At 70.8% G+C, this 10,646-nt stretch carries 12 protein-coding genes; 5 read left to right on the forward strand and 7 right to left on the reverse strand.

Translation table 11 applies throughout. From position 1 onward, the window contains the following. On the reverse strand, positions 1-641 hold a 641-nt coding region (locus tag VFO68_RS33770), incomplete at its 3' end, for a hypothetical protein (protein ID WP_325162504.1). Positions 642-729: 88 nt separating this feature from the next. On the opposite strand from VFO68_RS33770, the gene VFO68_RS33775 reads away from it, so the two are divergent. Then, on the forward strand, positions 730-2,187 hold the full coding sequence (locus tag VFO68_RS33775; protein ID WP_325162505.1) for a DHA2 family efflux MFS transporter permease subunit: 1,458 nt from the start codon (positions 730-732) through the stop codon (positions 2,185-2,187). On the opposite strand, the gene pstB is transcribed toward VFO68_RS33775, so the two are convergent. The 6 genes from pstB to VFO68_RS33805 form a co-directional block, all read right to left on the reverse strand. Continuing rightward, on the reverse strand, positions 2,163-2,939 hold the full coding sequence (gene pstB, locus VFO68_RS33780) for a phosphate ABC transporter ATP-binding protein PstB (RefSeq protein ID WP_325162506.1): 777 nt from the start codon (positions 2,937-2,939) through the stop codon (positions 2,163-2,165). The genes VFO68_RS33775 and pstB overlap by 25 nt on opposite strands. Positions 2,940-2,948: 9 nt before the next feature. Beyond that, positions 2,949-3,860, reverse strand: a complete 912-nt coding sequence (pstA, locus tag VFO68_RS33785; protein WP_325162507.1) for a phosphate ABC transporter permease PstA — start codon at positions 3,858-3,860, stop codon at positions 2,949-2,951. Further along, entirely contained in the window at positions 3,857-4,849 is a 993-nt protein-coding gene (pstC, locus tag VFO68_RS33790) for a phosphate ABC transporter permease subunit PstC (RefSeq protein ID WP_325162508.1), read from the reverse strand. Before pstC ends, pstA begins: the two co-directional genes overlap by 4 nt. Before the next feature lie 99 nt (positions 4,850-4,948). Then, on the reverse strand, positions 4,949-6,064 hold the full coding sequence (gene pstS, locus VFO68_RS33795) for a phosphate ABC transporter substrate-binding protein PstS (RefSeq protein WP_325162509.1): 1,116 nt from the start codon (positions 6,062-6,064) through the stop codon (positions 4,949-4,951). 123 nt (positions 6,065-6,187) lie between these two features. Then, the gene (gene mshD / locus VFO68_RS33800) at positions 6,188-7,093 is read right to left on the reverse strand and encodes a mycothiol synthase (RefSeq protein ID WP_325162510.1); all 906 of its coding nucleotides are present in this window, start codon (positions 7,091-7,093) and stop codon (positions 6,188-6,190) included. Between the two features lie 10 nt (positions 7,094-7,103). Then, positions 7,104-7,838 (reverse strand): response regulator transcription factor, encoded by a 735-nt coding sequence (locus tag VFO68_RS33805; protein ID WP_325162511.1) that lies wholly within the window; start codon positions 7,836-7,838, stop codon positions 7,104-7,106. A 202-nt stretch (positions 7,839-8,040) separates the two neighbouring features. On the opposite strand from VFO68_RS33805, the gene VFO68_RS33810 reads away from it, so the two are divergent. The 4 genes from VFO68_RS33810 to VFO68_RS33825 all read left to right on the forward strand — a co-directional run. After that, positions 8,041-8,886: a DUF2993 domain-containing protein gene (locus VFO68_RS33810; RefSeq protein ID WP_325162512.1), complete on the forward strand. Its 846-nt coding sequence runs from the start codon at positions 8,041-8,043 to the stop codon at positions 8,884-8,886. Next, the gene (locus VFO68_RS33815; protein WP_325162513.1) at positions 8,883-9,320 is read left to right on the forward strand and encodes a thioredoxin family protein; all 438 of its coding nucleotides are present in this window, start codon (positions 8,883-8,885) and stop codon (positions 9,318-9,320) included. Before VFO68_RS33810 ends, VFO68_RS33815 begins: the two co-directional genes overlap by 4 nt. A 169-nt stretch (positions 9,321-9,489) precedes the next feature. Then, complete coding sequence (locus VFO68_RS33820; protein WP_325162514.1) at positions 9,490-9,930, forward strand: DUF4395 domain-containing protein; 441 nt, start codon at positions 9,490-9,492, stop codon at positions 9,928-9,930. Next, a partial coding sequence (locus tag VFO68_RS33825) for a sulfurtransferase (protein ID WP_325162515.1) occupies positions 9,927-10,646 on the forward strand: 720 nt, incomplete at its 3' end. The genes VFO68_RS33820 and VFO68_RS33825, both read left to right, overlap by 4 nt.

The following is a 10,646-nucleotide window of genomic DNA, read 5'->3' on the forward strand; positions in this document are numbered from 1 at the left end:
ATGAGCGGGGACTCGGTGTAGGGGATCCGGCCGGTGGGGTCGATGTCGGGGAGGGGGTCGCCGGCGAGGGTGAGCAGGGGGACCGCTTCGATCGCCAGGCGGATGGCCAGTTCGCGGCGGGCGGTGGGGTCGAGGGCCGGACCATGGACGACCGTGACGTCCAGGAGTGGGCGGGCGGGGCTGGCCGGACGCAGCGTGGGGAGGTCGTCGGTCAGGGCGACGCGGACGCCGACCTCACCGGCGTTGTCGGGCAGCGGCATGGCGGGGCGGCCGGCGATCGTGGCGGTGGGGGCGAAGGGGGTGTCGGCCGGCTGCAGGCTCAGGCGCAGGGCGACCCGGGCGCCGCCGAGGGTGCAGGCCGCCTCCGGGGGCCGCTCGGGGCGCAGGCTCACCTGGTCGTCCAACAACCGGTCCAGGCGGTGGCGGTCCACGGCCTGGCAGAGGATCTGCGCCGCCGTCTCCGGCTGGACGTAGGTGAGCGCGCGGCCGGCGTTCATCCGCACGGTGCGCAGCGGGCCGTCCCGCTCCAGGAGCGGGGTGTCGGTGGCCGGGTCGGGCAGCTGGATCGGCCGTCCGGAGCAGCCGGTGAGCAGCAGGACCAACGACACCGCGAGGGTCAGCCTTCTCGGCAGGGCCACCACCCGGCACAGCCTGCCACCAACCGGTCTCGAAGAGATACCGGCCGATGGTTTCGACCGGTCCTCCACGCGACCGTGCTGCCCTTGCGCAATGACCGTCGCCGCATCGCGCACCGCCATCGATCCGCAGCTGCGCCGGTTGACGCTCGTCGTCCTGGCCGGCGCGGTGATGACCCTGCTGGACACCACGATCGTCGTGGTGGCGATCAACGAGCTGGGCCACCAGTTCCACACCTCGCTGGCGACCGTGCAGTGGGTGATGACCGGCTACCTGCTCGCCCTGTCCATGAGCATCCCGGTGACCGGCTGGGCGGCCGACCGGTTCGGCACCCGGCGGGTGTGGCTGGTGGCGTTGCTGCTGTTCATCACCGGGTCGGTGCTGTGCGGTGCGGCCTGGTCCATCGGCGCGCTGATCGCGTTCCGGGTGCTGCAGGGGTTCGGCGGCGGCCTGATCATGCCGGTCGGGCAGACCATCCTGGCCCGGGCGGCCGGCCCGGAGCGGATGGGCCGGATCATGGCGGTGATCGCGGTGCCGGCCATGCTCGCGCCGGTGCTCGGGCCGGTGCTCGGCGGACTGATCGTGAGCGGCGGCTCGTGGCGTTGGATGTTCTTCGTCAACGTGCCGATCTGCGCGGTGGCCGTGGTGCTCGCGATGCTGATGCTGCCCAGGGACCGCGACCGGGTGCCGAACCGGCTCGACCTCGGCGGCCTGGCGCTGCTGTCGCCGGGGATCGCGCTGCTGGTCTACGGGCTGTCCGAGGCCGGCAAGGACAACGCCCGGCTGCTGCTGGCCGGCACGGCGGGCGCCGTGCTGATCCTCGGGTTCGGGCTGCGCGCCACCCGGCATGCCCGGCCACTGCTGGACATCACGCTGCTGCGCCGGTGGTCGTTCGGGTTGTCCTGCGCCGGCCTGTTCGCCTACGCGGGCGTGATGTCCGGGCTGTCGTTCGTGCTGCCGCTGTACTTCCAACTGGTGCGCGGGGAGAGCCCGCTGGTGGCCGGCGCGATGCTGGCGCCGCTCGGCCTCGGCGCGATGGTGACCATGCCGATCTCCGGGCGACTGACCGACCGCCGGGACGCGCGCGGGGTCGCGGTCGCCGGGGTCGTCACGATGGCGACCAGCGTCGCGCTGTACACCCGGCTGGAGCCGGACACCAGCCTGGCCGGGCTCGCCGCCCTGCTGTTCCTCGGCGGCCTCGGGCACGGCCTGGTGCTGCCGGCGATGCAGGCCGCCGCCTACGCCGCGGTGGGCCGCGCCGAGATCGCCTCCGGCACCACGGTGGCCAACATCGTGGTCCGGGTGGGGATGTCGCTGGGCACCGCGGTGCTCGCGGTGGTGCTGCAGCTGTCCCTGGTGCACACGTTCCCGGCCACCGGCGGCAGCCTGGCCGCGGTCGGCCGCCTCACCGACCCGGCCAGCCGGGACACGCTGACCGGGGTGTTCGCCGGCAGCCTGTGGTGGATCGTCGGTTTCGCCGTGGTCGCGCTGGGCCCGGCGGTGCTGCTCGCGTTGCGCGGAAGTTCTCAGCCGAAGCGGCCGGAAATGTAGTCCTCGGTGGCTTTCTGGCTGGGGTTGGAGAAGATCTTCTCGGTGTCGTCGACCTCGATCAGCCGGCCGGGCTGGCCGACGCCGGCCAGGTTGAAGAACGCGGTCTGGTCGCTGACCCGCGCGGCCTGCTGCATGTTGTGCGTGACGATGACGATCGTGTAGTCCCGCTTCAGCTGACCGATCAGGTCCTCGATGGCCAGCGTGGAGATCGGGTCCAGGGCCGAGCACGGCTCGTCCATCAGCACCACGTCCGGCTGCACCGCGATCGCCCGGGCGATGCACAGCCGCTGCTGCTGCCCGCCGGACAGCCCGCCGCCGGGTTTGTTCAGCCGGTCCTTGACCTCGGTCCACAGGTTCGCCCCGCGCAGCGCCCGCTCGGCCACCTCGTCGAGCCGCTTGCGGTCCCGGGTGCCGGCCAGCTTCAGCCCGGCCACCACGTTGTCCCGGATGGACATGGTGGGGAACGGGTTGGGGCGCTGGAACACCATCCCGATGGTGCGCCGGACCGACACCGGGTCCACCGACGACGCATAGATGTCCTCGCCGTCCAGCAGGACCTTGCCCTCCACCCGGGCGCCGGGGATCACCTCGTGCATCCGGTTGAGCGAGCGCAGCACCGTGGACTTGCCGCAGCCGGACGGCCCGATGAACGCCGTGACCATCCGCGGCGGAACGGACACCGACACCCCCTCCACGGCGTGGAACTTGCCGTAGTAGAGGTTGAGATCCTTGAGGTCGAGCCGTTTCGCCATGACCGCCGCCTATTTCGTCTTGATGGCGGAGAACCGCGAGATCACGGCCGCCAGCAGGTTGAAGAACATGATCACCAGGATCAGGGTCAGGGCCGCGCCCCAGACCCGCAGGACGCCCGCGTCCTCCGGGTTGCCCAGCTCGTTGTAGATGAGCAGCGGCAGCGAGGCCATGTTGCCCTCGAAGACGTCGTAGTTGATCGAGCGGCTGTACCCGACCAGCACCAGCACCGGCGCCGTCTCGCCCATCACCCGGGCCATCGACAGCATCACGCCGGTGACGATGCCGGACATGGCGGTGGGCAGCACGATCCGCATGATCGTCTTCCACTTCGGCACGCCCAGCGCGAAGGCAGCCTCGCGCAGCTCGTCCGGCACCAGGCGCAGCATCTCCTCGGTGGAGCGGACCACGATCGGCAGCATCAGCAGCACCAGCGCCAGCGACACGGCGAACGCGCTCTTCGGGAAGCCGAACGTGGAGATCCACAGGGCGAAGATGAACAGCGCGGCCACGATGGACGGCACCCCGGACAGGATGTCGACCATGAACGTGGTGACCCTGGCCAGCCGGCCCCGGCCGTACTCGACCAGGTAGACCGCGGCCATGATGCCGATCGGGACGGCGATCAGCGCGCAGATGAAAGCCTGCACGAACGTGCCGTACAGCGCGTGGTAGACGCCACCCGCGAACTCCTCCGGCAGCACGCCCTTGAGCGAGTGGGTCCACCAGCCGTCCGAGAAGATCGCCTCGATGCCCCGGCTCACCACGGTGTACAGCAGCCAGGCCAGCGGCACGATGGCGATCAGGAAGGCCAGCGTGACCAGCACCGTCGCGATCATGTTCTTGGTCTTGCGGACCGCGCTGACATGCTGGAAGGCCGGCGGCGCGGCCGGCCGGTCGACCAGGGACTCGGTGGTGGTCATTCGGGCCGGGCCTTCCCGCCCGCGATGCTGCGGGCGATCGCGTTCACCACGAAGGTCAGCAGGAACAGCACCAGGCCGGCGGCGATGTAGGCGCCGGTGGGCAGGGGCTGGCTGAACTCCGAGGCGGCCGAGGCGATCTTGGAGGCGAACGTGTAACCGCCGTCGAACACGCTGAACGTGGCCGGGCTGGTCGACGCGCGCAGGATCACCAGGACGGCCACGGTCTCGCCGAGCGCGCGGCCCAGGCCGAGCATCGACGCGGCGATGTAGCCGCTGCGGCCGAACGGCAGCACGGTGGTGCGGATCATCTCCCAGCGGGTCGCCCCGAGCGCCAGCGCGCCCTCGATCTGCATGGTCGGGGTCTGCCGGAACACCTCCCGGGTCACCGCGGTGATGATCGGCAGGACCATCACGGCCAGCACGATGCCGGCGGTGAAGATCGTGCCGCCGCCGGCGATCGACACGTTGCCCCCGTCGAACAGGAAGAACCAGCCGAAGGTGTCGTTGACCCAGCGGGCGACCGGCTCCAGTTCCGGCGCGAGCACCCGGATGCCCCACAGGCCGAACACGATGGACGGCACCGCGGCCAGCAGGTCGACGAGGTAGGCGAACGGTCGCATGAGGACCGGCGGCGCGTAGTGCGTGAGGAACAGCGCGATGCCCAACGCCATCGGCATTGCGATGGCCAGCGCGAGCAGCGAGCTCAGCACCGTCACGATCAGCAGGTCCCGGATGCCGAACATCAGGTTGTCCGGGTCGTTGGTCTCGAACAGCGGGCTGAACAGGAAGTTGGCCTTGTTCGCCGCCAGCGAGGGCACCGCCTGGATCAGCAGGAACAGGCCGATCAGGACGATCGCGACGACGATCGCCAGGCCGGAGCCGGTGGCGATGCCGCGGAACACCGCGTCGCCGTGGCGGCGCCCGCCGCCACGGACCGGCGCGGGTGCTCCGGCACCGCCTGTGACATCGCCGGGGGCATCGTCAGTCATGGCACCAATCTCACGGTTCTCGCCCGGATCGTCCAGGGTGCCTGGGCGATCCGGGCGAGCGGTCCGCCGGTTACGGTCACTCATCCCGGTGCGGGACGATCAGGAGATCGCCGCGACGGAGTTGAGCAGCTTCTCCTGGAATGACTTGGGCATCGGAATATAGCCGTTGTCCGCCAGGCCTTTCTGCCCGTCGGTGGCAGCGACGGTCAGAAACGCCTTGACCGCCTTGGCGACCTCCGCGTCGGGGTACTTCGAGCAGACGATCTCGTAGGTGGCCAGCACGATCGGGTACGCGCCCGCGGCGGAGGCGCCGTAGATCGAGTCCAGGTCCAGCACCAGGTCGTTGCCGCTGCCCTTGAGCTTGGCCTCCTCGATGGACTTGCCGGCGCTGTCGGTGGTCAGTTCGACCGCCTCGCCGCCACCGCTGTTGACGATCTTGGCGATCTGCAGCTTCTGCTGCTTGGCGAAGGACCACTCGTTGTAGGTGATCGCACCCGGCGTGCTCTTCACCGCCGCCGAGGTGCCCTCGTTGCCCTTGGCGCCCTCGCCGACGCCGCCGTTGAAGACCTTGCCGGTCTCCTTGGCCCAGGCGCCCTTCGACGCGGTCTTCAGGTACTTCTGGAAGTTGTCGGTGGTGCCCGACTCGTCGCTGCGGAAGATCACCACGATCTTGTCGCCGGGCAGCGTCTTGCCGCTGTTGAGCGCGGCGATGGCCGGGTCGTTCCAGGTGCTGACCTGACCTTGGAAGATCTTGGCCAGGGCCGGCCCGTCCAGCGCGATGCCGTCGGCGCCGGAGACGTTGTAGGTGATGGCGATCGGGCCGAACACGGTCGGCAGGTTCCAGGCGTCGCTGCCGCACCGGGTCTTGGCCGCGTCGACCTCGCCCTTGTCCTTGTTCAGCGGCGAGTCGGAGCCGGCGAAGTCGCTCTGCTTGCCGTTGAAGTCCTTGATGCCGGCGCCCGACCCGTTGGCGTTGTAGTTCAGCGTGTACCCGTCGCAGGTGGCCTCGTAGGCGGTCACGTACCGGGTCATCGCGTTGGTCTGCGAGGTGGCGCCGCTGGCGGAGAGCGCCTTCTTGCCGCCGCAGTCCACAGCGGTGCCGGCGTTGGATGGCGAACTATCGGACGGCGTGTTCTCGTCGCTGCCGCACGCGCTGAGCGCGAGGGCGGCGGCGACGGCGAGGCCGAGCACGGCCGCGGGCCGCTTGATCTTCACGTGATCCTCCGCACCTGGAGTGTGTGCCTATGTCGCGCTGGACGCTAAGCAGCTCCGGTGGACACCCGGCCGTCTAGGGGTGAACGCGGGGTGAACATGGCATCGCAAAGTGCGTGAGCGTGCTCACCCGTGCTCGTACTGGACGTCGGTGAGCAGGAGGCCGAACCCGAGTCGTCTGTAGACGGTGACGGCGGGTGCGTTGTCCGACTCCACATAGAGCACGACCGTGGCCAGGCCGGCCCGGTGCAGGTGGTGCAGCCCGGCCAGGGTGAGCGCCCGGCCCAGCCCGCCGCCCTGCGCGTCCGGGTCGACGCCGACCACGTAGACCTCGCCCTCCGGGGGCGTGCCGCTGTGCACCTTGGTCCAGTGGAAGCCGAGCAGCCGGTCCTCGCCGTCCACCGCGAGAAAGAAGCCCTCCGGGTCGAACCACGGCTCGTCCTCGGCGGCGGCGACGTCGGCCACGGTCAGCGCGCCCTGTTCCGGATGCCAGTCGAAGGCCCGCCGGTTGACCGCGACCACGGCCGGCTCGTCCTGCCCGGGCACGAACGTGCGCAGCCGCACCCCGGGCGGCCAGCTCGGCGCCGGCAGCGGCGGTTCGCCGGCCGCGAGGTCGAGCCGCATCTTCAGCAGTTCGCGGACCCGGGCGAAGCCCAGCCGGTGCGCGATCCGGGCGGCCGCGGGGTGGTCGCCGTGCGCCCAGACCCGCAGCGGACGGCGGGTGACCTGGGACACCAGGCTCTCGGCCAGCACGGAGCCCAGCCCCTGGCCGCGCCGGTCCGGGTGCACGATCAGCTCGGCGACCGGCCGGCCCCGCGCGTCACCCTCGGTGTCCACGTGCACGTAGCCGGCCAGCGCGGCATCGGGCCCGCTGAGCAGCCCGTGCATACCGGCGCGGAACTCGCGCGGCAGCGGACCGGTCCGCGCCACCACCTCCGGCCGGCCGTCCCGGTCATGCGCCGCGCGCAGCAGCCCGCGGACCCGCTCGAGATCGTCGCCGGACAGCCGGTCGAACCAGAGCACCGCACCCACAAGGGCCAAATTACAGCGCGTCCACCGGCATGCGGTCCCCGGTGGACCGGGGCTCCCGCCGCGCCGCGCCGGACTTGGGCGGCTGGACGAACTTGTAGCCGACGTTGCGCACGGTGCCGATCATCTGCTCGTGCTCGCTGCCGAGCTTGGCGCGCAGCCGCCGGACGTGCACGTCCACCGTCCGGGTGCCGCCGAAGAAGTCGTAGCCCCAGACCTCCTGCAGCAGCTGGGCCCGGGTGAACACCCGCCCGGCGTGCTGGGCCAGGTACTTGAGCAGCTCGAACTCCTTGTAGGTGAGGTCGAGCGGGCGGCCGCGCAGCCGGGCCATGTAGGTGGCCTCGTCGATCACCAGCTCACCGAGCCGCAGCGCGCCGTCCGCGCCGGCCCCGGTGGGCCCGCCGCGCGAGGTGAGCAGCCGCAGCCGGGCGTCCACCTCGGCCGGTCCGGCGGTGGGGAGCATGATCTCGTCGACCCGCCATTCCGAGGTCACGGCCACCAGGCCGCCCTCGGTGACGATCGCCACCACCGGCACGCTGTCGCCGCCGCTGGACAGCAGGCGGCACAGGCTCTTGGCGGCGGCCAGGTCGATCCGGGCGTCCACCAGCACGGCGTCGCGGGACCCGGCGTCCAGCAACGCGGTCACTTCCGGAGCCTGGGTGCGCACGTTGTGCGGCAACAACATCAGGGATGGCAACACCGAACCCGGCGCTGGGTCAGCGGTGAGCAGTAGCAGGTCGAGGCTCATGGGCCCGCCTCTCGATACGCTCGACGGCTTTCCGGGAGAATAGCCGGATACCGGCCAGATGTCGTGGTCATGACGCCCTGGTCACAGGCCGGACGGGGCGTCCTGAGGCTGCAGGGACTGCTGGTGAGGACCGAAACACTAACGTAACGGGCAGGCAATACATGACATCGAGCCGACACCAGGACGGGGCGGAATGACCACGATGGCAAATCGGCACACCCCACCGGCGCCACGCCGACGATCGCGGGCGGTCCGCCGGATCGTGATCACCCTCGTCGTCCTGGTCGGCCTGCTGGTGGTCGCCGACTTCGCCGCCGCCGCGATCTTCGAGCACGAGGTGTCCAAACGGGCCCGCGAGGAGTTCGGCCTGTCCGACGATCCCTCCGTCGACGTGCACGGGTTCTCCTTCCTGCTGCAGGCGATCTCCGGTGAGTACGAGCAGGTCGACGTGAAGGCCACCGGCGTCCCGGTCAAGGACCTGCGCGACGTCGAGGTGGAGGCCGAGCTGCACGGCGTGCAGGCCCCGCTCGGCGACCTGATCTCCGGCACGGCCACCGTGCAGGTGCGCGAGGTGAAGGGCAAGGTCCGGGTGAAGGCCGGGGACGTCAACCGGGCCATCTCGCAGAACGAGAACAACGTGGTGAAGACGTTCACCCAGCTGTCCATCGATCCGGTCAGCGAGGCGCAGGTCGCCGACCCGAACGCGCCGGCCCCGAAGAAGCCCGACCCCGAGGACAGCACGGCCGGCGCGCGGATCTGCATCACCGCCGACGTGCTCGGCCAGTCCGTCAACCCGTGCGTGTTCGGGATCATCTCGCTGGGCGAGCAGTCGATCGCGTTCCAGCCCGAGCGGCTGGAGACCCGCGGGCTGGGCAACACGAAGCTTCCGGCACAGGCCCAGCAGGCGCTGATGGAGCTGCTGGCGTTCACCGTGCCGACCGGGGCACTGCCGTTCCAGGTCACCCCGACCGCGGTGATCGTCGAGCAGGGCGCGCTGGTGGTGGCGGGCATCGCGCAGAACGTCACGTTCGGCGGCGGTACCGGATGACCGGCGCGCTGATCCTGCTGGCCACGCTGGTGATCGCCACCGCGGCCGGCCTGTGGTGGCGGGCCCGGGCCGGCCGGGTCCGGGCCGGCGGCGCGGCGCCGTTGCCCGCCGACGTGGCCGCGGTGCTGGACCCTGACGCCGAGGTCACCCTGGTCCAGATGTCCACCACGTTCTGCGCCCCGTGCCGGCAGACCCGGGTGCTGCTGGCCGACCTCGCCGACCGCACCGACGGGCTGCGGCACGCCGAACTGGACCTGACCAACCGGCCCGGCCTGGCTCGGGAGCTGTCCGTGCTGCGCACCCCGACCACCATCGCGGTGGACGCGCGCGGCACCGAGTTGCTGCGGGTCGGCGGGGTGCCGCGGCCCGACGCGCTGCTCGACGCGCTGCGCCCGCATCTGTCCCACGGACTGGACACCCGGCCCGAAGCCTGAAATCGGCGGTAACCTGCCTGACGTGTGTGCGTTGCTGACCAGGCGTCGCGCGGTGGACTACTGCCGCGTGGACAGCAGCCTGTGTCCTTCGACTGACTGACCGGGTGCGCTGCACCGCGCCTCCCGGTGCGCCAGAACCACTTCCGGTGTCAGGGTCAGGAGGCCGCACATGTCCACAGATCCGCCCGTCGATCCGCGCGGTCCGCGGTTCGCCGCCTGGGTGACCACCCTGGTGCTCGCCGTGGTGCTGCTCACCGGTTGGTGGCCGCTGCTGGCCGCGCAGGCCGTGGTGTTCGGCATCGGCGCGTTCGCCGGCCTCCGCTACGCCCCGTACTCGCTGTTCTATCGGGCGCTGATCGCTCCCCGGCTGCCGCGCACCGGCGAGCGGGAGGACGCGGCGCCGTTGCGGTTCGCCCAGGCGGTCGGCTTCGGCTTCGCCGTCGTCGGCGTGCTCGGCTACGCGGCGGGCGCCGGCTGGGTCGGCGCGCTCGCCACGGCGTTCGCGCTCGCCGCCGCGTTCCTCAACGCCGCCTTCGGGTTCTGCCTCGGCTGCGAGACCTACCTGCTGCTCCACCGTCACGAGACAAAGGAAGTGAGTACAACCCCATGAGCCGCGAAGACGTCCTGGTCACCGCCCAGTGGGCCGAGGAGAACCTGGAGACTGCGGGCGTGGTGTTCGTCGAGGTCGACGAGGACACCGCCGCCTACGACACCGGGCACATCCCGGGCGCGGTCAAGCTGGACTGGAAGCAGGAGTTGCAGGACCCGGTGCGGCGCGACTTCGTCGACCGGGCCGGATTCGAGAAGCTGTTGTCCGCCAAGGGTATTTCCAACGACGACACGGTGATTCTCTACGGTGGCAACAACAACTGGTTCGCCGCGTACGCCTACTGGTACTTCAAGCTGTACGGGCACGACGCGGTGAAGCTGCTCGACGGCGGCCGCAAGAAGTGGGAGCTGGACGGTCGCCCGCTGAACACCGACCCGGCCAAGCGGGACGAGACGAACTACTCGGCCAAGGAGCAGGACAAGGCGATCCGGGCGTTCCGCGACGAGGTGGTGGCCTCGATCAACGCCAAGAACCTGGTCGACGTGCGCTCGCCGGACGAGTTCTCCGGCAAGCTGCTCGCCCCGGCGCACCTGCCGCAGGAGCAGGCGCAGCGGGCCGGACACATTCCCAGCGCGATCAACGTGCCGTGGAGCAAGGCGGCCAACGAGGACGGCACGTTCCGGAGCGAGGACGAGCTGCGCGAGCTGTACCGGGCGGCCGGCATCGACGAGTCCAAGTCGACGATCGCGTACTGCCGCATCGGCGAGCGCTCGTCG

The sequence above is a fragment of the Actinophytocola sp. genome (assembly GCF_035712165.1).
Lineage (GTDB): Bacteria > Actinomycetota > Actinomycetes > Mycobacteriales > Pseudonocardiaceae > DASYTH01.